This is a genomic window from Thalassovita sp. (assembly GCF_965218685.1).
In the GTDB taxonomy this organism is placed as follows: domain Bacteria; phylum Pseudomonadota; class Alphaproteobacteria; order Rhodobacterales; family Rhodobacteraceae; genus Thalassobius.
Window position 1 is genome coordinate 688,074 of sequence record NZ_OZ244657.1, and the last position, 22,448, is coordinate 710,521.

The following is a 22,448-nucleotide window of genomic DNA, read 5'->3' on the forward strand; positions in this document are numbered from 1 at the left end:
TGGTCACAAATATATTCTGAAAATTAGATTGGTTCTAGATTGGGATATTAAACCCATGTCGTTCCAATTTCCGGCAGACCGGACAGAATGCCGCACGCGTTAATTTGATCAAATCATGCCGTAACATATCGAAGACCCCCTTGCGCTGGATTTCAACCGCTGACAGACTGCGCGCCGACGCTGCGGCCAGAAACCTGCATAACGGCAAAACTCCGCGGGACGGGAAACCCTTTTGGAGGTCAAAACAATGATCGAGAAACGACAGTTCTATATCAACGGGGAATGGGTGGACCCTGTGGAATCCCGCGATTGCGCGGTGATTGATCCCTCCACCGAAGAGGCATGCGCAGTAATCTCGCTGGGCGGCCAGGCGGACGCGGACAAGGCCGTCGCTGCGGCCAAGGCTGCCTTTCCGGCCTGGATGGCCACGCCCCCGGCCGAGCGGATCGCTTTGGTCGAAAAGCTGCTGGAAATCTACAAACGCCGCGCTGGCGAAATGGGCGCGGCGATCAGCCTTGAGATGGGTGCGCCGATCGACATGTCCAACACCTCTCAGGTGGGCGCAGGTACATGGCACATCAGCAATTTCTTGCGCGCTGCCAAAGGGTTCGAGTTCATTCGCCCGCTGGGTGATCACGCTCCGAACGATCGGATTGTCTATGAGCCGGTCGGCGTTTGCGCCCTGATCACGCCGTGGAACTGGCCGATGAATCAGGTCACGCTAAAGGTTGTCGCCGCGGCGATTGCAGGCTGCACCATGGTGCTGAAACCGTCCGAGGAAAGCCCCTTGGACGCTGTCCTGTTCGCCGAAATGATGGACGAAGCGGGCTTCCCCAAAGGGGTGTTCAACCTGGTAAACGGCGACGGCATGGGCGTGGGTTCCGCGCTGTCCGGGCATCCAGATGTGGATATGGTCAGCTTCACCGGCTCGACCCGCGCTGGCATCGCGATTTCGCAGAACGCGGCGTTGACGCTAAAGCGTGTTCACCTGGAACTGGGCGGCAAAGGCGCCAACATCATCTTCAACGACGCAGATGACAAGGCCGTGAAACGCGGTGTGCTGCACATGATGAACAACACCGGCCAGTCCTGCAACGCGCCCAGCCGCATGTTGGTTCAGAAAGACGTATATGATCAAGCGGTTGAGACCGCTGCCGAGGTTGCCAGCAAGGTCACCGTCGGCCCCGCCAGCGAGTCCGGCCGCCATATCGGTCCCGTCGTGAACGAGGCGCAGTGGAACAAAATCCAGGGCCTGATCCAGAAGGGTATCGACGAAGGCGCGCGTTTGGTCGCTGGTGGTCTGGGCCGCCCCGACGGGCTGAACAAAGGCTTCTTTGTGCGTCCCACTGTGTTCGCTGACGTCACCAACGAAATGACCATCGCGCGCGAGGAAATTTTTGGCCCCGTGCTGTCGATCATCCCCTTTGAAACCGAGGAAGAGGCAATCGAGATCGCCAATGACACGGTTTACGGCCTGACCAACTATGTTCAGACCACCGACGGCGGCAAGGCAAACCGGGTGGCGTTGCAGCTGCGTTCGGGGATGGTGGAGATGAACGGCCAAAGCCGCGGCGCTGGTGCGCCTTTCGGTGGAATGAAGCAATCCGGCAACGGCCGTGAGGGCGGCGTTTGGGGCATCGAGGACTTCCTCGAGGTTAAATCCGTGGCCGGTTGGGCCGCCGAATAAGCGCAACGCCATTGCAACATGGTTCGATCCGGGGCTATCACGGCCCCGGATTTTCTTTTTAACGGGGGCCTTTGTGGCTAACGACCGCTCGATCCGACGTTTCGTGCCTGACACGGTGCTGAAACGCGATGTGTTTTCCGAGACCATCATGGGACATCTGGCCGATGATCCAGAGGTCAAGGTCGTTCTGCGCCGTTTGGACGGGGTCCCTTGGTGGGCGCGCGCGATCTCTCAACTGTTGGCCCGCAAAGAGGCGCGGGGCCTTCGTGCCGTGCAGGGGATCGAAGGTGTTCCGGTGCTGCTGGAGGCCGACAAAAGCGGGATTTTGCGCGTCTGGAGCGAGGGCACACCCCTGCACCTAGCCAAACCCAGCACCCCCGAGTGGTATCGCGACGCCGCCCGCCTGCTGCGCGAGATGCGCCGCCGGGGGGTGTGCCACAACGATATCGCCAAGCCTCAGAACTGGCTGATGCTGCCAGACGGCCGCGCGGGCGTGATTGATTTCCAGCTGGCCAGTGTGCACCGGCGTCAGGGAAAACTGTTTCGCATCGCCGCACGCGAGGATCTGCGGCACATGCTGAAGCAAAAGCGCAAGTATGCCCCCGATCTGCTGACGCCTGCGCAATGGCGACTGGTGTCGCGCAAATCGCTGCCCTCGCGGATTTGGATGGCCACGGGCAAGCGTCTGTACAATTTCGTGACCCGCAGCCTGATGAACTGGTCCGATGGGGAAGGCACCGAGAACCGGATCACCGAGGACGGGCCGGAAATTCGGGAATCGCTGATCGGTGCGGGCGCGCGCGACGTGGCCTTTGCCTCTTATGCTTTGCCGGCCGGTGGCGCGGGCCTATATGCCTTTGTCGAGGCGCCTGAGGGGTGGCAGATGCCTGATTGTGATCCCGCGCCGAACCTGTGCCAACAAGTTCCCGCCCTGCCCCGCGATGCCGAAGGCGCAGTACGGGTCGCTTTGCTGGAGTTAATCGCCACCAACCGTCTGGATGAGCTGGAGCAGCTCCGCGGCGACGATCCTGCGCTTGAGGCCACGCTGAAACCAATCGTGGCCGGGCGATTGAACCTGACAGATCGCTCGATGCGCTAGAACGGGGCCTTGGCCCGGAACCGCATCCCCTCGCCGCTGTCGGGGTGATTGATCCGCAGCTCCTCGGAATGCAGCATCAGGCGGGGGAACTCGGCCGCTGCACCTGTCGCATACAGCGGATCGCCCAGAATCACATGCCCCAGCGCCAGCATGTGCACCCTGAGCTGATGACTGCGGCCGGTTTTGGGAAACAGTCGCACACGGGTTTCACCCTCACCGTATTTCATCACCCGCCAATCGGTCACCGCAGGCTTGCCATTTTCATGGTCCACCATCTGGCGCGGGCGATTGGGCCAATCGACGATTAGCGGCAGGTCAACCGTGCCGGATTTCGGCTCTAGCCTACCCCAAACACGGGCCACATAGGTTTTGCGGGTGGTACGCTTTTCGAACTGCATCGACAGGCTGCGCTGCGCATGGGGCGTCATTGCGAACACCATCACACCCGAGGTATCCCGGTCCAGCCGATGCACCAAAAGCGCCTCGGGGAAAGCGGCCTGGACACGTGTCAGCAGACAATCGGCCAGATGCTCGCCCCGTCCGGGCACCGACAACAGCCCCGAGGGCTTGTTCACCGCTATGATCTGATGATCTTCGTGCAGGATCTCCAGCGGGTCGGTGGGTGGAGTATATTCAGTGCTGAACGTCATAGGGCCGACTTACGCGCAGGCAAGCCACGGTGCAACCCGACGTTACGCTTGCCGCAACGGGCGCCTGCCTGTCACCATCTACAAAACGGAGGAGCCAATGCACCCAACTATCGAACGCATGACGAAATCGTGGCCTCGGGTCAGGACGAATTGATCGGCACCATTCTGGCCGAAGACGTGAAATTCCTGCCCCCGACCTATTGGAAAACATGGACAGGGCGCGAACCAGTGGCCGCCGTTCTGGGCCATGTCGGGCAAGTATTTTCCGACTTCAGCTATCGTCGCATCATGGGAGAGGGCAACGATTGGGCGCTGGAGTTTCAATGCAAGATCGGAGATCGCGACGCCGTGGGCGTTGACCTTATCACGCTAGACGATGACGGGCTGATTAGCGTGTTCGAGGTGGTCATGCGTCCGCACAGCTCGATCGGGGCACTGCGCGACGCGATGAACGCGCGGGTGATGACCGATGCTCGGTTCCTGAAATTCCGCGACGCGCTTAGCTAGGGCGTTTGCGCAGCTCTTGCCACAAGGAAACCGAGTAGACCACCAGCGCCGCCCAGATCAGCGGAAAGGCGATCATACGGGCGTGGCCCATCGGCTCTCCGAACACGAAAAGCGCGTTTAGAAAGATCATCGTGGGCGCGATGTATTGCAGCACCGCGATGGTCGACAGGCGCAGCAGTTTAGCCCCGTTGGCATAGGTAATCAGCGGCACCGCCGTCACAACGCCAGCGCCCAGCAACAGCAGGGTGTCCGGGGCCGAGCTGCCGAAATGGTTTTGGCCCGTGGCAGTCAGATAGGCCAGATACGCCAGTGCGGGCGGTAGCAGGATCAGAACCTCCAGCAAAAACCCCTGGTTCGGGCCGATGGGCAGCGACTTTTTGAAATACGCGTAAAACCCCCAAGAGGTTGTCAGCGCCAGCGCCGGCCAGGGTAACGAGCCCTGGTCGAACCACAACACCCCGACAGCAAGCGCAGCAAGTGCGACAGCCACCCATTGCGGTCGGTTCAAACGCTCGCGCAGCAGCACAGCCCCAAGGAAAACGCTGAACAGCGGGTTGATATAGTATCCAAGGGCCGCGTCCAAAGTCCGCTCGGCTGCGATGGACCACACGTAGATCCCCCAGTTGAGCGAAATCAGCGCCGCCGTTACACAGGCCATGGCCAACATCTTGGGCGTACGCAGGGCCGTCAGCAAATCACCTGTCCGGCCCAGATAGATCAACAAACCCGCAGCGATTGGCACGGACCAGATCACCCGATGCACCACGACCTCTGGGGCGGGGATGTGATCCATCGCCTTCAGGTACAGCGGCAAAAATCCCCACATGACATAGGCCGAAATGGCAAAGGCCAAGCCGCGCGGGCTGTCTTGATTTTCCTGAACGCTCATCCCGCTCTGGTATCCCAGCGTAAAACGGACGAAAAGGCCGTAGAAACGCGGGGGCCAATAGACGTTACGGCAATTCCAGCGGGTGGCGGCCATGCCGGGCACCGCACCGTACGGTGCCGTCGGTGGTTTTTCAGTAGTTTCATGGCCAATTTGCCTAGAACTTCAGCAAAACCCGCGTTTTCTTCGAAAAATTGCTGCGACGCAGCATTCTTGATGGACAGAATCGCGAATTGACCCCGTAGTTTTGTTCCCGGCAAGGGTGCCGGAGGACGCTCTGTGTCGCTGAAGTAAAGCGAAGGAGAGTTGCCATGTGTCTGTCTACCGAAGCGATTGCACTGTTTCTAAACCTGCTGGACCCCGAGGTAATCTCGGTGCAGGCCGAACAAATCACCATCCACGCCACCGAGCGGGATGCGGTTTGGACCCAGATCGAAGATAAGTGGTGCACACAAGCGCCGCAGCTGGACCAGCTGGCCCGGTTCGGCTGAGGCCGGAAAGGGGGACGGCAAAGGACGGGGCGCGAACCCCGCCCAGATCGTTTAAACGCGTTCGATCGCGATGGCGGTGCCTTCACCGCCACCAATACAGATCGCCGCAATACCGCGTTTCAAGCCGCGCTTTTCCAGCGCGTTCAGAAGGGTGACCATGATCCGTGCGCCTGACGCTCCGATCGGGTGACCAAGCGCGCAGGCGCCGCCGTTGACGTTCACGATATCGCGGGGGATGCCCATTTCCTTCATGAAGGCCATGGGAACCACGGCGAAGGCCTCGTTGACTTCCCACAGGTCGACGTCGCTGACGCTCCAACCCAGACGATCCAGAAGGTTCCGGGCTGCGGGCACCGGGGCCGTCGGGAATTGCGAGGGCGCGTGAGCATAGCTGGCGTGCCCCATGATCCGGGCCCGGATGTTCAGGCCCTGCGCCTCGGCGGCCTCCTCGGACGCCAGCACCAGCGCCGCCGCCCCGTCCGAGATCGAAGACGAATTCGCCGCTGTCACTGTCCCATCCTTGCGAAAAGCAGGTTTCAGCATCGGTATCTTTTCGGGCCGCGCCTTGGCAGGCTGCTCGTCGCGGGTGATGATTTCCTCGCCGGTGCGGGTATGCAACACGACCGAGCAAATCTCGCCATCAAAAGCACCGCTGCGTTCGGCCTCAAGCGCGTTGTCCAACGAGCCGATGGCGTATTGGTCCTGATCCTCGCGGGTGAACTGGAACGCTTCGGCGCAGTCCTCGGCAAAGGTGCCCATCAGGCGACCCTTGTCATATGCATCTTCAAGCCCGTCCAGGAACATGTGATCCTTGACCTCTTGGTGACCGATCCGGGCGCCGCCTCGCATTTTGGGCAGGATATACGGGGCGTTGGTCATGCTTTCCATGCCGCCCGCAATCATCGTGTCCGCATGCCCCAAAGCGATCTGGTCAAAGGCCATCATCGCCGCCTTCATCCCCGAGCCGCACATCTTGTTCAACGTGGTCGCAGGCACGTTTTCACCCAGGCCTCCGGCGAACCCCGCCTGGCGCGCGGGCGCCTGGCCCTGGCCCGCAGGCAAAACACAGCCCATCAGAACCTCGTCCACTGTTTCGGTGCCAGCGTCAGCCAAAGCGGCGCGAATCGCGGCGCCGCCCAGCGTTGCTGCCTCGATCCCGTCAAAAATTCCTTGGAATCCTCCCATCGGCGTGCGCGAAGCCCCTGCGATTACGACTGTTTTCATCTGATTTCCTCCTCAACCACTCTTGCATACCGATTGGTAACGATTTGGGTCTAGCGTTTCCCTGCGTCGACAGAGTGAAAGGATTTTCAATGCAGATGTCCAGTGCCGATCAAGGGGGCTTTCAGGTCATCATGATCAATGAATCGCGCATTGACGCCGCCGTTGCCATCGCCTTCAAGGATCAAATGCGGCAGATGACCGAGGACAGCAGGGACGAGGTATTGCTTGATCTCAGTGCAGTTTCATTCATCGATTCCAGCGGATTGGGGGCCATCGTCGCCGCGATGAAGCAGCTGGGCAAAGGCCGGCGCCTGCACCTGGCGGGCCTAATGCCCAATGTCGACAAGGTTTTCCGCCTGACAAGAATGGACACGGTGTTCACCATCCACGGATCGGTCGAAGAGGCATACACGTTGAATGCTGACCGAGCGTGATCAGGAAACCTCGCAAGGAACAAGACACACAATGAACGTTCCGCACGAGTTCAAAACCCACTTTCCTGCCTCTGAGATGGCGGTGCGCAAGGCATTGGTGGCCGTGGGCGACAGCCTGCGCAATTGGGGCTTGGATGAAGAAGAAGTCGGTCGGACCGAAATCGTTCTGGCCGAAGCCCTGAATAACGTTGTCGAACATGCCTATGCCGACATCGGGTGCGGCGATGTCGAGTTGCGGGTAAAATGCGCGGCAAAAGACATCGACATAACCATTTTGGACAAGGGCGTTCCGGTTCCTGTGCACGTGTTCGCCAAGCGAAATGGCCCGGATCTTGATGTTGCCTTTGAAGACCTGCCCGAGGGCGGCTTCGGTTGGATGATGATTCAGACCATGAGCTCACACCTTTCCTACCAACGCGTAGGAGAGACCAACTGCCTGCGCATGACTGTCCCGCGCGGAAGCAACCAGAAACAGCGGTCACCACGCCGCAGAAATGCCCCATTCCACCCATAATGGCGCCTGAAACAAACGCGATAACGGCCTTGTAGCTGCAAGAGCTTCCCTCGGCGCCGTGTGATTACAGCCCCCACCCAGTACGCGGCGTCGAGGCTAAACTCCATAATTTTCATGGACATAAGCAGACCCCATACTACAGTTCCGTTGGAACGAGGGAGCCTGCATATGCGCGATTTTCACCAACCCGGCCGATCAGCAGTTTTCGCCACGAACGGAATGTGTGCGACCTCGCACCCGTTGGCGTCCAAAACTGCCATCGACATTCTGGAGCGCGGTGGCAACGCCATGGACGCCGCAATAGCCGGCGCTGTCCTTCTGGGGATTTGCGAGCCACAGATGACCGGAATTGGCGGCGATTGCTTTGTGTTGACCTCAAATCCTGCCACAGACCGAGTGGACGGTCTGAATGGATCCGGGCGCGCGCCGGCAGGGGCAAGCGCGGCGAAAATGCGCGCTGACGGACACTCTAGTGTCCCCAGAACCGGCGTGCAGTCCATCACCATCCCCGGCGCGATCGATGCGTTCTGCCATCTTGCGGAAACGCAGGGAAAATTGGGGATCGACACCCTTCTGGCCCCCAGCATTCACTACGCCGACGAGGGTGTGCCCGTCGCCCCGCGGGTCGCGCTGGACTGGCCTACGGCCGCACGGTGCCTGAATTCGACCGCTCAAAATTTTTATCTGGTAAACGGGGCTGTCCCCAGGCCAGGCCAGATATTCCGCGCGCCGGGTCAGGCCGAAGTCTTGCGCCGCATCGCTGCGAAGGGGCGCGATGCCTTTTACCAAGGCGAAATCGCCGAGGATATGGTCAACGCATTGCAGGCCTTGGGCGGCTCTCACACGCTTGAGGATTTCGCCGCGACGCGATGCACACCAACCACGCCGATCACCGGGGACTACAAGGGGATCGACCTGCTTGAACACCCCCCGAACGGCCAGGGCGCCACGGCCATTTTGATGCTCAACATGTTGAAAAATTTCGACATTGCCGGGATGAATCCCTTTGGTGCAGAACGCGCGCATATCGACGCCGAAGTCGCGAAACTGGCCTACAACGCACGCAACCGTTTCCTTGCTGATCCCGATCACGTGACCCGTCTTGAACATATGCTGGCCCCGGAAACCGCGCAAAAACTGGCCGCTTTGGTCGACCCGAAACGCGCTTTGGCCGCAGCTCAACCGCTGACCGAAATGGTGCACAAGGACACGATTTATATCACGGTCGTGGATCGCGATCGCATGGCCGTTTCGTTGATTTACTCGATTTTCAGCGGGTTCGGCTCGGGTGTCGCCAGCCCTAAATTCGGGATCTTGCTGCAAAACCGCGGTGCTGGTTTCAACCTGACCCCTGGCCACCCGAACGAGCTGGGCGGCGGTAAACGCCCGATGCACACAATCATTCCGGGGATGCTTGCGCAAAATGGCCGTGTGATCATGCCTTTTGGCGTGATGGGCGGCGCGTATCAGCCCAATGGGCATGCGCGGTTTATCTCGAACATTGTGGATTTCGGGATGGATACGCAGGCGGCAATCGACGCCCCCCGCTGTTTCCCCGATGCCGGAGAGCTGCGTATCGAGAGGGGCTATTCCGACACCGTGCGCCAAGAATTGGCGGATTTGGGCCACAAGATCGTTATCCCCGAACAACCGATTGGCGGCGCTCAGGCGATTCGGATTCACGACAACGGGGTACTCGAGGGCAGCTCGGACCCGCGCAAGGACGGCTGCGCGCTGGGGTATTAATTCAGCTGGAACTGCAGTGGATAAAGCCCGTCCTCGAACGGACCAAACAGATCGGGGATGTCCGGATGGCTGACCGGTTCGCCTGAATAGTCGGCGATCAGGTTCTGTTCAGACACATAGGCCACGTAATAACTTTGGTCGTTTTCGGCCAGCAGATGATAGAAGGGCTGTTCTTTCGAGGGGCGAGCGTCCTCGGGAATGGCGTGGTACCATTCCTCGGTATTGTTGAATTCGGGGTCCACGTCGAAAACCACCCCGCGAAAGGGGTGTTTCTTGTGCCGGACAATCTGGCCCAAATGATATTTCGCGCGTGTCTTAAGCATGGTCGTTGCAGCCCCCATTGGTCATGGATAGACCTAAACCCATGTATTTGTCCATGAATTGGCGGCATTTTGGGGGAAACAGTCTGTGAACCTTGCCATAACAGTGCTGGAAATCACAGCACCCGTTTTCATTCTGGCCGCGGTCGGATTTGCCTGGGTAAAGGCCGGATTCGAGTATCGGGTCGAGTTTGTAACTCGGCTGGCGATGACCCTTGCGGTGCCTTGCCTGATCTTCACCGCCCTGATGAAAACCGAGATCGATCCCCAGGCCTTAACCACTTTGTCACTGGCTTCGGTTGCGGCGTATGCAGCGGTCTCGATTGGGGCTTACCTGCTGGTCAAACTGACCCGGCTGGACGTGCGCACGTTCCTTGCGCCGATCATTTTCAGCAATACGGGCAACCTGGGCCTGCCCTTGGCGCTGTTCGCATTCGGTCAGGTCGGATTAGGTTACGCCGTTGTTGTGTTCGCCGTGATGGCGATCTGGTCCTTCACCTTTGGAGTATGGCTGGTGGCCGGAGGCGGATCGCTGTTGAAAGTGGTCAAGGAACCATTAGTCGGCGCGACGGTGTTGGGCGGCATATTCCTGTGGCAAGGCTGGCAGACCCCGCAGTTCCTGACCAACGCGCTGGACCTGATCGGACAGATCGCCATTCCGATCATGCTGATCACCCTGGGCGTGGCGGTGGCGCGGATGACGCCGGGCCATTTGGGGCGCGCCATCTGGATTTCGGCGGCCAAGCTGGTGTTGTGTTTCAGCCTGACCTGGGTCGTAGGACGCATGTTCGCACTGGATGACACGGCATTCGCGGTGCTGGTGATTCAACTTTCGACCCCGGTCGCCGTGACCTCGTATCTACTGGCCGAAAAATACGGTGCGGATTCGGACTCGGTTGCGGGGCTTGTCGTTGTCTCGACCTTGATGTCCGTGATCGCCATTCCCGTGATGCTGGCCGTGCTGCTGTGACCCACTGAATAGTCATTTCCTCTGGCCAGTTTTTTCGGTAAAATGCCAAAAAACAAAGAAAGCGAGAGGCAGATGAGCAGAACTCTTCGCGTCATGATCATGGTCTTGCTGCTGGCATCCTGCGGCGGGGGGAATTATTCGGCCCCGCGCAATCTGGACAACGCATGCTCGATTCTGGATCAGCGCCCGAAATATGGCCGAGCCTTCCGTTCAGCCGAGCGCCGCTGGGGCGTGCCCGTCCACGTGCAGATGGCCACGATCTATCAGGAAAGCAAATTCGTCGGCAACGCGCGTACACCCTATAAGTTCGTGCTGGGCGTGATCCCGATGGGGCGTCAAAGCTCGGCCTATGGCTATGCGCAGGCGATCGACGGCACCTGGGACGAGTATAAACGCGCCACCCGCAGCTATGGCGCGCGGCGACACAACATCCATGACGCCGCAGATTTCATGGGCTGGTACATGAACAAAACCCGCGAGCGGAACGGCGTGCCCCTGTCAAACGCGCAACACCAATACCTTGCTTATCACGAAGGTCAGACGGGTTATTCGCGCGGGACCTATCGCCGCAAAAGCTGGCTGATGCGGATCTCGTCGCAAGTGCAGTCGCGTGCGGACATGTACGAAGCCCAGCTGGCCACCTGCCCCCGCCGGTTGCGTTAAGCCTGGGGGCAGGACGCCCCCTTAGAACTTGTTGCCCTGCCGGCTTTCGATTTCAGCGTTGATGTCGAACAGCCGGTTGCGCAGCTTGGGATCAAAGGTCATCTGCCCCAGCACAACTGTCGTCGCCCCGCCCGATTGGTCGTTGATCACCCATTGGCGCAGCTGCACGGGGTTATCGGTAAACACCAGTTGGATGTTGCCGTATTCAGCGTTCTCGGGGTCCATCGCGGTGACCGTGGTGGCCGTCCCGTCAAAGCTGTGATCCACCACCATTTCCGAGTCGTTCAAGTCCACAGTCTCGCGCAGGATCACCGACAAGGGCGTCTGGTTCAGCGGGTATACCTCGGGGCCGGTGTTGCCCTTGGGGTCGAAGATAGCAACAGACCGCTGCCCGGCCATCACAAGCGCCTGGTTGGGCGGGTCGTATTCGAACCGCGCCTTGCCGGGCCGCTTGATGAATATTCGACCGGTCGAGATCGAGCCATCGTCATTGATCTGCGTGAACTCACCCCCGGCCGAGCGGAAGCTGTTCAGATGGTCAGACAGTTGTTTCAGGCTCAGCTGATCGGCAAAGGCCGGGCTGGCAAGGGCCACAAGAACCGGGGCCAGGGTAAAACGAAGCATTTTCATGCCTCCCAAGATAAACGCCCCGCCCGGCAATTACACGGGGCGGGGCTTCACAAAAAGGCGATGGGCCAAGCGCCGCTTATTGCTGCTCGGGCACCAAAATCTCGCGTTTGCCAACGTGATTTGCGGGGCTGACAAGGCCCTCTTCTTCCATTTGCTCAACCAGACGCGCGGCCTTGTTGTAACCGATCGCCAGTTTCCGCTGGATATACGAGGTCGAGCATTTCCGATCCTTGATCACAATGGCCACGGCGGTGTCATACAGCGCGTCCTCGCCATCCGTATTGCCACCCGTGTTCAGACCCAGCACAGCGTCGATATTGTCGGCCTTGTCGTCATCCGGCCCTTCGACCACGCCACCGACATAATCGGGTGGGCCAAAAGATTTCAGGTGGTTGACGATTTCCTCGACCTCTTCATCGCTGACAAACGGGCCGTGACACCGGGTGATTTTCGCCCCCCCCGCCATGTACAGCATGTCGCCCATGCCCAGCAGCTGTTCAGCGCCCATTTCGCCAAGGATTGTCCGGCTGTCCACTTTCGAGGTCACCTGGAACGAGATCCGCGTGGGGAAGTTGGCCTTGATCGTACCGGTAATCACATCGACCGAGGGACGCTGCGTCGCCATGATGATGTGAATGCCACTGGCCCGCGCCATCTGCGCCAGGCGCTGAATGCAGGCCTCGATCTCTTTGCCGGCGACCATCATCAGGTCAGCCATTTCGTCAACGACAACAACGATATAGGGCATCTTGACCGGGGTGATTTCCTCGGTCTCGAACACCGGATCGCCGGTTTCGTCGTCGAATCCGGTCTGCACCGTCCGGCTGAAGGTTTCGTTCTTCGCCAGCGCGTCCGCGACGCGGCTGTTATACCCGTCGATGTTACGCACGCCCATCTTGGACATCTTGCGGTAACGATCCTCCATCTCGCCCACGACCCATTTCAGCGCGACGACCGCCTTTTTCGGGTCGGTCACAACTGGGCTCAGCAGGTGAGGAATGCCATCGTAAACGCTGAGCTCCAGCATCTTGGGGTCGATCATGATCATGCGGCATTCTTCGGGCGGCAGACGATACAGCAGCGACAGGATCATCGTGTTGATCGCCACCGACTTACCGGACCCCGTGGTCCCCGCGATCAGCAAATGAGGCATCTTAGCCAGGTTCGCCACGATGGGTTCGCCGCCGATATCCTTACCCAGGGCCAGCGGCAGTTTCATATTCGCATCGCCAAAGGACCGCGCGGACAGGATTTCGCGCAGCACCACTTTCTCGCGGTTCTCGTTGGGCAGTTCGATCCCGATCACGCTGCGCCCCGGAACGGTGGACACACGCGCGGACAAGGCCGCCATGCTGCGCGCGATGTCATCGGACAGACCGATCACACGGCTGGCTTTCAGGCCCGGCGCGGGTTCCAGCTCATACATGGTGACGACGGGGCCGGGACGAACGCTGACGATCTCGCCCTTCACACCGTAATCATCCAGCACGTTTTCCAGCATCCGCGCGTTTTCTTCCAGCGCCTCGTCGCTCAGGTGGTGACGCTGGATATTGGCCGGGTTGGTCAACAGGTTCAGCGGAGGCAGCTCGAATTCCACAGCCGTTTCGTCAAATTGCAACGAAGGCTGCGCCTCTTTCTTTGCCCGGGTCGAAGGCTGGATTGGCTTGCGGTTCAACGGTTTGACCATCACCTTGCGCGGCTGCTCGACCGGGATCGGCACTGAAAGCGCGTCAACTTGCGGCAAGGCTTCGTGTGGGGTCGGGTCGGCCGGGGTATCAAAGATATTTTCGGTCGGCAGATCATCCAGATATTCAGGCTGCGCGTCGAATGCCTCGGGTTCGGGCATGACCGTACGCGAGGCTGTCAGCGGCGGCTCGGGCGGCAGGCCTGCGGGCGTCGACGTGTCCAGCAACAACGCATCGGGGCCACGTCCACGGCCACGGGTCAAGGGTGCGGCGGCCTCGGGTTTGGCTTCGGCACGATTGCGGATCACATCGGCGATCTTGGCCTTGATGCGGTCGTCCCCCTGCACGGGCATGGCCGCGACAGTGGGCTGAGGGTCCACCAGCTCGGGCGCGGGCATCGGGTCGGCGCGGCGGATCAGGCCGGGAACACGCAACAGCAGGCTGGGCTTTTGCGGCTCGGGCGCTGGCTCGTCCCATTCTTCGGCGGCATAGGGCTGATCGAAGGGTTCTACCCATTCCTCGGACAGAGTTTGCGAAGCTTCGACCGGGGCAGCGGCACGACGCTCGGCACGTTCACGTTTACGGGCCTGCATGGTTTGCGCAGCACTGATGGCACCGCTTGCACTGCGGCCCAACACGTTCAGCAGCAGCACATAGGCCATCACAACGCTGTACATCAGATAGCGGAACAACCGCTTGATCTCGGGCCAGTTGAAGCCCAGCACATAAGCGCCAAGGGCCAACATCAGCACGGCGAATACCAGCGACAACATCTTGATTCCAAAGGCCATGCTGAACGGCAGGATGTTCAGCAAAACGCCCAGAACGGTGTCACCGAAGTGACCACCCAGACCAAAGCCCTGCCCCCATTCGGGACCGGGTGCCAGAGTCGCGGCATAGACGGAAATGCCCGCCATCCAGATCGGCGTAAGGATGACACGACCCAAGGCGCGACCCTCGCCCAAATGCAGGCCAAAGCGGAATCCCCAGGCCAGCAGGGCAATCGCCAGCCCCCAGGATCCCATCCCCACGATCATCATCAGCGGTGCCGCGATCGAGGCCCCAAGCCGCCCCATCAGGTTCTGCACCGGCGCGTCCGTGGCCAGCATGAACGAAGGGTCATCGGCGCTGTAGCTGCCCAGCATCGCCACCACGACAACGCCCAGCACCACCAAGGCGATGCCGATCAGCTCTTTGCCGCGCTTTTCGATGGCTGCTTGCATGTCACTGTCGAACAGTGGGTCTCGTCCTCTGGTTTGAAATGCCATTCCTGCCCTCGTTATCTTTACCTGTAGATGCAATCGCGCAGGCGGATCAAACCTTCGCGCATCTCTTCTGCCTCGGCCACCATTGCGACCCGGATATATCCTGCGCCGGGGTTTTGTTCCCCGATCACATCCTTGCTGAGATAGGCGCCCGGCAAGACCCGGACACCCGTTTCGGTCCAGGCCTTCAGTGCAGCCTGTTCCCCATCTTCGACAGGCAACCACAGGAAAAACCCAGCCTCGGGGCCCTGATAGCCCTGAATGCCGGCGAACACCTGATCGGCCACCTTGTATTTCTGTCCATACAGCGCGCGGCTGTCGATCACGTGCGCCTCGTCCTCCCACACTGCCTGACTGACCTGCTGGATAGGAAGCGGCAAAGGCGCGCCCGAATACGCTCGTAACTGCTTGATCCGACTAAGACTTTCCGGACCGCCTGCCACAAATCCCGACCGCAGCCCCGGCAAGTTCGACCGTTTCGACAGCGAATGAAAAATCACCACGCGTTCGGGATCAGCGCCAAGCTCGGCCGCGACCTCCATCGCGCCCGGAGGTGGATCGTTGCGGTAGATCTCCGAGTAACACTCATCCGCGAAAATCTGGAAATCGTATTTTTCGGCCAGCCGGATCAGGTCCGCCCAGTATTCTTGCGTTGCCACCGCCCCCTGCGGGTTCGCCGGCGAGCAGATATAGGCTGCCGCCGTGCGGTTCAGAACTTCGGCGGGCAGCGACGTGTAATCGGGCATATAGCCGTTCTGGCGGGTCGCTGAAACAAACACGGGCTCGGCCCCGACGGACATCGTGCCGATCATGTAGACCTGATAAAACGGGTTCGGGATCAGAACCGCTGGCGTCTGGCCGTTCTTCTGTTCGGGGATCAGCGCCATTGCGGCATTATACAGCCCCTCGCGGGTGCCATTCAGGGGCATCACCTGCGTTTCAGGGTCCAGCTTCACGCCATAGCGGCGATCCAGAAACCCGGTGATCGCGCCGCGCAGACCGCGCGTTCCGTCATTGGGCGGATACTTGGCAAAACCCTCGATATTCGCGGCCATGATACGGGTGACAAAATCGGGCATGGCGTGGCGCGGCTCGCCGATCGTCATATGCATCACCGGACCACCCGGTTCGTGCACGTCCAACAGGGCGCGCAAACGCGGGAACGCATAAGCCGGTAGGTTGGAGAACCGCTCGGGAAACATCTGACACTGCCTCAAATCATCGGGATCATTCACGCCCCGTTTCGATCAGAGTACAAAACAAGGCGCGCTTCGTCCAGACAAAGCAGCGTAAAGGCTTTCGAGACTGTTGTTTTTTGGCTTATGCCCCGCGCAGGGCGGGTTCAGCCGCGGCCGCGATACGCAGCAGCCGTTCCTCTTGCATGGGCAGCCCGTACAGCGTGATCCCGCAGGATGGCACACCCGTCGGCAGAGTCACCGCGCACAGCCCCATCAGGTTTCCGACACGGGTATTTTGCAAGGCCAGCAAGTTTTCGGACACGTAATATTCCTGGTCCTCCATCAGCCGCTTCGCATTCGGTGGCAGGATCGGAGAGGTCGGCGACAGGACCGCATCAAATCCGGCGACGCGCCGCGCCCACTGTGCCCGCGCCGCATTCAAGCCGGTCCAGGCGCTGGTGTAATCGCTGGCGCTGAGGGCCGCCCCGCCGCGGAAACGCTCCAGTATCCGATCGAACATCAGGTCAGGCGCGGCCTCGATCACTTCGCGCCACTCGCCATAGGCTTCGGCGGCGAAAAGGGGCGTCGCGCGCTGCATCGCGGGAATAACCTCGGGGATGTCCAGCGGTTCGATGGTTGCGCCGGCCTCCTGCAATTTCTCAAGCGCCTGGGTATAAGCAGCCAGCGGCTCGGGGCGGATGTTGTCCAGCACGGCGGTTTGCAATGCGGCAAAGCGTTTGCCCTTCAGGCTGGCGCCACGCAGATCGGCGGGTTCACCGCCCTCCAGCATGGCCAGCATCATCGCTGCGTCAGGAACCGAGCGGCACAGCGGCCCGATCGTATCAAAGGCCTTGGCCAGCGGCACGACACCCTTCAGCGGAATGCGCCCTGCGGTGGTTTTCAGCCCCACAAGGTCGTTCCACCCCGAAGGTACCCGCACGGATCCACCCGTATCCGAGCCGATCCCACAAGCCGCCAGCCCAAACGCCACCGAAGTTGCCGCCCCAGACGATGACCCACCCGACACGGCGTCATGATCGTTCACGCAAGGCGAGGTTTCCGTCACAGGGTTCAGCCCCAGCCCGGAAAAAGCCAGCTCGCTCATGTGGGTTTTGCCCAGGCAGACCAGCCCCAAAGCAGTCGCATTGCGCAGAACCCAGGCGTCGGCGTCCGGCACGCGCCCTTTCAGCAGGGCCGAGCCTGCCTCGGTCGCGGTGCCGGCGGAATCGAACAGGTCTTTCCAACTGATCGGCACGCCATCCATGGGTGACAACCGGAATCCGGCCTTGGCGCGCGTCGCCGCTGCCTCGGCCTCGGCCATGGCGCGATCGTGGGTCACGGCAGAATATATCCGGTCGCGAAACGGGTGCGCATCGATCGCTTCAAGATAGGTCCGCGTCAACGCAACCGGGTCAATCGCGCCCTCACCGATCCCGCGCCCCAGCTCTGTTGCGCTTTGCCACAGCCAATCGTTCATTCCCAACACCCCTGCTGTTTTCCGCACGGTAGCGGCAGCGCGGCGCATGGACAATCCCGGATCACGCGCCATATTTGGCCCATGAAGATTGATAGCGACATCCTGATCGTCGGCGGCGGGCTAAACGGCCCTGCGCTGGCCCTTGCCCTGGCCAAAGCCGGGCTAAGCTCGACCGTGATTGACGCCCTGCCCGGCGGCACACAGATCGAAGACAATTTCGACGGACGCGGCTATGCGCTGGCGCTGGCCTCGAAACGCCTGCTTGCGGGAATCGGTGTGTGGAACGCCGTCGCCCCGCAATCGCAACCCATGCTGGAGATCAAGGTCAGCGACGGGCGCGCTGGCGAGGGGCCCCTGTCCCCGTTCTTCCTTCATTTCGACCATGCCGAGATCGAAGAAGGCCCCATGGGCTTCATGCTCGAAGACCGCTTCTTGCGCCGCGCACTGGCCGATGCAATGGAAGCCAGCGACCTGATCACCGTGCTGAATGGCGAAACCGTCACGGCACAACAGGCGGACACCACCGGTGTCACGGTCACGCTGGCCTCGGGTCGCGAGTTGCGCGGCAAACTGCTGGTCGGCGCAGATGGGCGCCGCTCGGGCACCGCCGAACGCGCGGGGATCAAGCGCAGCGGCTGGGACTACGGCCAAACTGCGCTGGTCTGCGCAATCGAACACGACCTGCCCCACGGCGGCGTCGCGCACCAGTTCTTCATGCCCCCCGGCCCGCTGGCGATCCTGCCGCTACCGGGCAACATGTCTTCTATTGTCTGGTCTGAAACGCATGAAAACGCAGCGCTTTTTCAAAGCCTCTCGGACGAAGACTATATCCAGGTGCTACGCCCCCGTTTCGGAGATTTCCTGGGCGAAATTCGCCTGGTCGGGAAACGTTTTACCTATCCGCTGAACCTGACCGTCGCGAACAGCTTCACGGGGGACCGTTTGGCCCTGATCGGGGATGCTGCCCACGGCATGCACCCCATTGCCGGGCAAGGATTGAACGCAGGCCTTCGCGACGTCGGCGCCTTGGCGCATGTGCTAACCCACGCCCTGCAACGCGGCGAGGATTACGCCTCTGAACTGGTTCTGGACCGCTACCAGGAATGGCGCCGCTTCGACACGTCCACCCTGGCCCTGACCACTGACCTGACGAACAAGCTTTTCTCAAATGACAACCCGCTGCTGCGCCTTGCCCGCGACGTCGGCATGGGCGCGGTCAACGCTCTGCCCGGCCTGCGCCGCACCTTCATCCGCGAGGCCGCCGGCCTGAACGGCGACCTGCCCGATTTGATGCGCTGATCTCTCCTCCGCACCGATCCCGAGGACGCGGCCGCAGGCCAAGGACGAGATATCCAGCGCGCCGAAGGCGCACCGCAAAATAACAAAAGCCCCGCCAAACCGGCGGGGCTTTCGCTTGTCTCAGGGTTCGTCAGGTTCAACCTTTCTTGGCGGCTTTCTTGACGGGGGCCCAGATTTTCTTGTTGGTCAGGTACAGCAGAGCCGACAGGATGGTCAGCATCAGCACGGCGACAAAGCCGACCTGCTGGCGTGCCATCATCTTGGGCTCGGCAGTCCACATCAGGAAGGCCGCAACATCTTCGGCTTCGTGGTGCAGTTCGTTCGAGTGACCGTCGGCATACTCAACATCCTCACCAGCCAGCGGGGGCGCCATGGCGATCCAGCCACCGGGGAAGGCAGTGTTGCCATAGAAGGTGGTGCCGGCTTCCTCTTTCTCCTCGCCGGTGTAACCGGTCAGGATCGAAGCGATGTACTCAGGGCCACCGATGCCTTTGAACAGCTGATTCATGCCCGAGCCATAAGGGCCGTGGAAGCCCGAGCGTGCCTTCGCCATCAGCGACAGGTCAGGCGCGTTGGGATCACCACCTTCGGGGAAGAAATCGGCCGGCTTGCGGGGACGGTCGTCCTCCAGCTCTTCGTCATAGACGTCGAACTGAGCCGCATAGGCGCGCACCTGGTCCTCAGGCAGCTGCGGGCCGCCTTCGTCTGCCAGGGTGCGGATCGGCACGAATTTCAGACCATGACAGGCCGAGCACACCTCGGTGTAGACCTGCAGGCCGCGTTGCAGCTGCATTTGGTCGAACTTACCGAACGGACCCTCGAACGAGAAGTCCACATCATGCACGTGACCTGCGCCACCGGCTGCCATTGCAGCGCCAGCCGAAAGGGTCAGGGCGGCAACTGCGGAAGTCGCTAGTTTCTTAAACATTATCCCGTTTCCTCACTTATTCAGCAGGTTTGCCATAGTGGTTGTTGAAGTCTTCCTCGATCGTTTCCGGCGGAGTCGTCGGCTTTTCGATCACACCCAGCAGCGGCAGGATGACGAGGAAGTAGGCGAACCAATAGGTCGCGCCGATCAGCGAAATGGTCGAGTACGGCGGTTCGGCAGGCATTGCACCGGCCCACATCAGGACGATGAAGTCGATACACAGCAGCAGGAACCACCACTTGAACATCGGACGATACCGGCCCGAACGCACGCGCGACGTATCCAGCCAAGGGGCCAGAGCCATCACGGCGATGGCGCCGAACATCGCCAGAACACCAAAGAACTTGGCGTCAACGATGCCGCCGGTGATCCAGCTGGCGAACATCACCACCCAAACGTCGCCGGTAAAGGCGCGCAGGATTGCGTAGAAGGGCAGGAAATACCATTCAGGCACGATGTGCGCAGGCGTCGCCAGCGGGTTTGCCTCGATATAGTTATCGGGGTGACCCAGATAGTTCGGCATGAAGCCGACAATGGCGAAGAAGACCAGCAGAACAACAGCCAGGGCGAAAACGTCCTTGATCACGAAGTAGGGCCAGAACGGAACGGTGTCCTTGGCGGCCTCTTCTTTCGAGCCACGACGCACGTCAACACCGGTGGGGTTGTTGTTCCCGGTGGTGTGGAAGGCCCAGATGTGAACGGCGACCAGCGCAGCAATCACGAAGGGCAGCAGGTAGTGCAGCGAGAAGAAGCGGTTCAGCGTGGCGTTGTCCACGGCCGGTCCACCCAGCAGCCAAGTCTGGATCGGCTCACCAATGAAGGGAATTGCGCCGAACAGGCCGGTGATCACGGTCGCGCCCCAGAAGGACATCTGACCCCAAGGCAGAACATAGCCCATGAACGCGGTGCCCATCATCGCCAGATAGATCAGCATACCGATAATCCAGGTGATTTCGCGGGGTGCCTTATAGGAACCGTAGTACAGGCCGCGGAAAATGTGCAGGTACACTGCAACAAAGAACAGCGATGCGCCGTTGGCGTGCAGGTAGCGCAGCATGTGGCCACCGTTAACGTCACGCATGATGTGCTCGACCGAGGCGAAGGCCAGGTCAACATGCGGGGTGTAGTGCATCACCAGAACGATGCCGGTGACGATTTGCAGCGCCAGGCAGAAAGTCAGGATGATACCCCAGATCCACATCCAGTTCAGGTTCTTGGGGGTGGGGATCATGATGGTGTCGTAGAGAAGGCCCACGATGGGAAGGCGCGAATGCAGCCACTTCTCGGCGCCCGTTTTGGGCTCGTAATGATCGTGCGGAATACCGGACATGTTCGCGTTTCCTTATCCCAGTTTGATCGTGCTTGCGTCTTCGAACGCAGCGACAGGTACATCCAGGTTCCGCGGTGCGGGACCTTTGCGGATACGGCCAGAGGTGTCGTAGTGCGACCCGTGGCAAGGGCAGAACCAGCCACCAAAGTCGCCAGAACCGTTACCGATCGGAACGCAACCCAGGTGGGTACAAACACCGATCATCACCAGCCATTCGCCAGCTTCGTCCAGGGTGCGGTTGGCGTCCGAGGCGTCAGCCGTCGGGTTGTTGGCGTTCTGCGACATCGGGTCGATCAGGGTCGCGCCATCGTCAGCACGGGCCTGGGCGATTTCTTCCTCGGTCCGGCGGCGGATGAAGACGGGCTTGCCCAGCCATTTAACGGTCAGCTGCGAGCCGGTTTCAACGCCCGAGACATCAACACGGATCGAGGCCAGCGCCTTCACATCTGCGGAGGGGTTCATCTGATTGACGAGCGGCCAAACGGCGGCACCGGTCGCCACGGCACCTGCACCTGCGGTGGCGTAGTACAGGAAATCCCTGCGGGTGCCTTCGTGATCTTCTGCGTGGGACACGAGGTTTTCTCCAATTCTTTGACCGAAAACGGCCTATACGACATGGGGCCGCGAAAAAAACGCAGCCGTACCGAGGCGCTGTTTAGCCGGGGATTCCCGTTCAGTCCAGCAGACAATGCCGCGCAGGGGTGCCCCAATTGCAACAGGTGCGCATGTGTCGCGCTTGAATACAGGGATTTCGATCATGAAAACGGCCGGGAAATAGCCCTGACAGGCCCAGCGGAGGCCTTCCCCTGGCCAAATGCGCCTGTCCCGTGATTCGAGCCATTCAGGCCGGAGCCGTGGCCTTCATACTGTCGCGTTCCGAGAAAACCGCATACCAATCGTCCAGGTCACCACGTCCTTCACGCCAGTTGCGCGCTCCGTGGCGGAAATCCAGATAGCCCAGCGCGCAGCCCACCGCGATCTGGCCCATGTTCATCGGCCCTCGCAGGTGGCTCATCCAGCGGTCATTCAGCGCATCCAGGGCTCCGGTCACCTTGCCCCACTGCGCCTCGACCCATTCGCTGTAGATAAGGTGGTCGGGCCGAACTCGCCCCTCATAGACCATCAGAACGGCCGCATCCAACAACCCGTCGGCCGTGGCCTCTAGCGTCAGAACCTCCCAAAGCTCGGCGTCAGGATAAAGCCCCGCTCCCGCGCGGTCATCCAGATAGCGGCAGATCACCCGGCTGTCATACAGCGCAGGCCCGTCTGGACGGATCAGGGCGGGGATCTTGCCCATCGGGTTGGCGGCGCGCACTTCGGACGGGGTGGACACCGGTGTGGTCATCACTTCGACCAGTTCGATATCGTCCACCATCCCGGTTTCGTGACGGATCACATTTACCTTTCGTGCGAACGGCGAGGCGCCGGAATAAATCAGCTGCATGGGTCCCTCCTGATGCTCCGG

Annotated in this window: 21 protein-coding genes and 1 pseudogene; 10 read left to right on the forward strand and 12 right to left on the reverse strand. The window is 60.6% G+C overall.

What is annotated here, in order from left to right:
• The first annotated feature begins 247 nt into the window (after positions 1 to 247).
• Together ACOQOQ_RS03625 and ACOQOQ_RS03630 are read left to right on the forward strand one after the other, a co-directional pair.
• Positions 248 to 1,687: an aldehyde dehydrogenase family protein gene (locus ACOQOQ_RS03625; protein WP_420568780.1), complete on the forward strand. Its 1,440-nt coding sequence runs from the start codon at positions 248 to 250 to the stop codon at positions 1,685 to 1,687.
• A 73-nt stretch (positions 1,688 to 1,760) separates the two neighbouring features.
• Positions 1,761 to 2,786: a phosphotransferase gene (locus ACOQOQ_RS03630; RefSeq protein ID WP_420568781.1), complete on the forward strand. Its 1,026-nt coding sequence runs from the start codon at positions 1,761 to 1,763 to the stop codon at positions 2,784 to 2,786.
• On the opposite strand, the gene ACOQOQ_RS03635 is transcribed toward ACOQOQ_RS03630, so the two are convergent.
• Positions 2,783 to 3,436 carry an RluA family pseudouridine synthase gene (locus tag ACOQOQ_RS03635; RefSeq protein ID WP_420568782.1) on the reverse strand — a complete coding sequence of 218 codons (654 nt, stop codon included), beginning with the start codon at positions 3,434 to 3,436 and terminating at the stop codon, positions 2,783 to 2,785. The genes ACOQOQ_RS03630 and ACOQOQ_RS03635 overlap by 4 nt on opposite strands.
• A gap of 97 nt (positions 3,437 to 3,533) precedes the next feature.
• Here ACOQOQ_RS03635 and ACOQOQ_RS03640 point away from each other — a divergent pair.
• A pseudogene (locus ACOQOQ_RS03640) lies at positions 3,534 to 3,943 on the forward strand (nuclear transport factor 2 family protein).
• Here ACOQOQ_RS03640 and rarD read toward each other — a convergent pair.
• Complete coding sequence (gene rarD / locus ACOQOQ_RS03645; RefSeq protein WP_420569728.1) at positions 3,936 to 4,832, reverse strand: EamA family transporter RarD; 897 nt, start codon at positions 4,830 to 4,832, stop codon at positions 3,936 to 3,938. The pseudogene ACOQOQ_RS03640 and the gene rarD sit on opposite strands and share 8 nt — an antisense overlap.
• 308 nt (positions 4,833 to 5,140) lie before the next feature.
• Here rarD and ACOQOQ_RS03650 point away from each other — a divergent pair, with 308 nt between their 5' ends.
• Entirely contained in the window at positions 5,141 to 5,320 is a 180-nt protein-coding gene (locus tag ACOQOQ_RS03650) for a hypothetical protein (protein ID WP_420568783.1), read from the forward strand.
• Positions 5,321 to 5,371: 51 nt separating this feature from the next.
• On the opposite strand, the gene ACOQOQ_RS03655 is transcribed toward ACOQOQ_RS03650, so the two are convergent.
• Positions 5,372 to 6,544: a thiolase family protein gene (locus ACOQOQ_RS03655; RefSeq protein ID WP_420568784.1), complete on the reverse strand. Its 1,173-nt coding sequence runs from the start codon at positions 6,542 to 6,544 to the stop codon at positions 5,372 to 5,374.
• A gap of 89 nt (positions 6,545 to 6,633) precedes the next feature.
• On the opposite strand from ACOQOQ_RS03655, the gene ACOQOQ_RS03660 reads away from it, so the two are divergent.
• From ACOQOQ_RS03660 to ggt, 3 genes are all read left to right on the forward strand, one after another.
• Positions 6,634 to 6,978, forward strand: a complete 345-nt coding sequence (locus tag ACOQOQ_RS03660) for an STAS domain-containing protein (protein ID WP_420568785.1) — start codon at positions 6,634 to 6,636, stop codon at positions 6,976 to 6,978.
• A gap of 31 nt (positions 6,979 to 7,009) precedes the next feature.
• Complete coding sequence (locus tag ACOQOQ_RS03665; RefSeq protein WP_420568786.1) at positions 7,010 to 7,492, forward strand: ATP-binding protein; 483 nt, start codon at positions 7,010 to 7,012, stop codon at positions 7,490 to 7,492.
• Positions 7,493 to 7,660: 168 nt separating this feature from the next.
• Positions 7,661 to 9,238 carry a gamma-glutamyltransferase gene (gene ggt / locus ACOQOQ_RS03670; RefSeq protein ID WP_420568787.1) on the forward strand — a complete coding sequence of 526 codons (1,578 nt, stop codon included), beginning with the start codon at positions 7,661 to 7,663 and terminating at the stop codon, positions 9,236 to 9,238.
• Here ggt and hspQ read toward each other — a convergent pair.
• The gene (hspQ, locus tag ACOQOQ_RS03675) at positions 9,235 to 9,561 is read right to left on the reverse strand and encodes a heat shock protein HspQ (protein WP_420568788.1); all 327 of its coding nucleotides are present in this window, start codon (positions 9,559 to 9,561) and stop codon (positions 9,235 to 9,237) included. The two genes, ggt and hspQ, sit on opposite strands and share 4 nt — an antisense overlap.
• A gap of 85 nt (positions 9,562 to 9,646) precedes the next feature.
• On the opposite strand from hspQ, the gene ACOQOQ_RS03680 reads away from it, so the two are divergent.
• A complete protein-coding gene (locus tag ACOQOQ_RS03680) occupies positions 9,647 to 10,528 on the forward strand; it encodes an AEC family transporter (protein WP_420568789.1) in 882 nt (293 codons plus the stop codon).
• 72 nt (positions 10,529 to 10,600) lie between these two features.
• Positions 10,601 to 11,191: a transglycosylase SLT domain-containing protein gene (locus ACOQOQ_RS03685; protein WP_420568790.1), complete on the forward strand. Its 591-nt coding sequence runs from the start codon at positions 10,601 to 10,603 to the stop codon at positions 11,189 to 11,191.
• 21 nt (positions 11,192 to 11,212) lie between these two features.
• Here the strand turns inward: ACOQOQ_RS03685 and ACOQOQ_RS03690 are convergent, their stop codons facing one another.
• From ACOQOQ_RS03690 to ACOQOQ_RS03705, 4 genes are all read right to left on the reverse strand, one after another.
• Complete coding sequence (locus ACOQOQ_RS03690) at positions 11,213 to 11,815, reverse strand: LolA family protein (RefSeq protein ID WP_420568791.1); 603 nt, start codon at positions 11,813 to 11,815, stop codon at positions 11,213 to 11,215.
• A gap of 82 nt (positions 11,816 to 11,897) precedes the next feature.
• Positions 11,898 to 14,774 carry a DNA translocase FtsK 4TM domain-containing protein gene (locus ACOQOQ_RS03695; protein WP_420568792.1) on the reverse strand — a complete coding sequence of 959 codons (2,877 nt, stop codon included), beginning with the start codon at positions 14,772 to 14,774 and terminating at the stop codon, positions 11,898 to 11,900.
• Positions 14,775 to 14,791: 17 nt separating this feature from the next.
• Positions 14,792 to 15,973 carry an aminotransferase class I/II-fold pyridoxal phosphate-dependent enzyme gene (locus ACOQOQ_RS03700; RefSeq protein ID WP_420568793.1) on the reverse strand — a complete coding sequence of 394 codons (1,182 nt, stop codon included), beginning with the start codon at positions 15,971 to 15,973 and terminating at the stop codon, positions 14,792 to 14,794.
• Between the two features lie 118 nt (positions 15,974 to 16,091).
• The gene (locus ACOQOQ_RS03705; protein ID WP_420568794.1) at positions 16,092 to 17,426 is read right to left on the reverse strand and encodes an amidase; all 1,335 of its coding nucleotides are present in this window, start codon (positions 17,424 to 17,426) and stop codon (positions 16,092 to 16,094) included.
• 81 nt (positions 17,427 to 17,507) lie between these two features.
• Between ACOQOQ_RS03705 and ACOQOQ_RS03710 the strand changes: the two genes are divergently transcribed.
• Complete coding sequence (locus ACOQOQ_RS03710; RefSeq protein ID WP_420568795.1) at positions 17,508 to 18,725, forward strand: FAD-dependent monooxygenase; 1,218 nt, start codon at positions 17,508 to 17,510, stop codon at positions 18,723 to 18,725.
• A gap of 136 nt (positions 18,726 to 18,861) precedes the next feature.
• Here ACOQOQ_RS03710 and ACOQOQ_RS03715 read toward each other — a convergent pair whose 3' ends face one another.
• The 4 genes from ACOQOQ_RS03715 to ACOQOQ_RS03730 all read right to left on the reverse strand — a co-directional run bounded on the left by ACOQOQ_RS03715 (position 18,862) and on the right by ACOQOQ_RS03730 (position 22,427).
• Complete coding sequence (locus ACOQOQ_RS03715; RefSeq protein WP_420568796.1) at positions 18,862 to 19,653, reverse strand: cytochrome c1; 792 nt, start codon at positions 19,651 to 19,653, stop codon at positions 18,862 to 18,864.
• 16 nt (positions 19,654 to 19,669) lie between these two features.
• Positions 19,670 to 20,983, reverse strand: a complete 1,314-nt coding sequence (gene petB, locus ACOQOQ_RS03720) for a cytochrome b (RefSeq protein ID WP_420568797.1) — start codon at positions 20,981 to 20,983, stop codon at positions 19,670 to 19,672.
• A gap of 12 nt (positions 20,984 to 20,995) precedes the next feature.
• Positions 20,996 to 21,556, reverse strand: a complete 561-nt coding sequence (gene petA / locus ACOQOQ_RS03725; RefSeq protein WP_420568798.1) for a ubiquinol-cytochrome c reductase iron-sulfur subunit — start codon at positions 21,554 to 21,556, stop codon at positions 20,996 to 20,998.
• A 268-nt stretch (positions 21,557 to 21,824) separates the two neighbouring features.
• The gene (locus ACOQOQ_RS03730) at positions 21,825 to 22,427 is read right to left on the reverse strand and encodes a glutathione S-transferase (protein ID WP_420568799.1); all 603 of its coding nucleotides are present in this window, start codon (positions 22,425 to 22,427) and stop codon (positions 21,825 to 21,827) included.
• Positions 22,428 to 22,448: the final 21 nt, after the last annotated feature.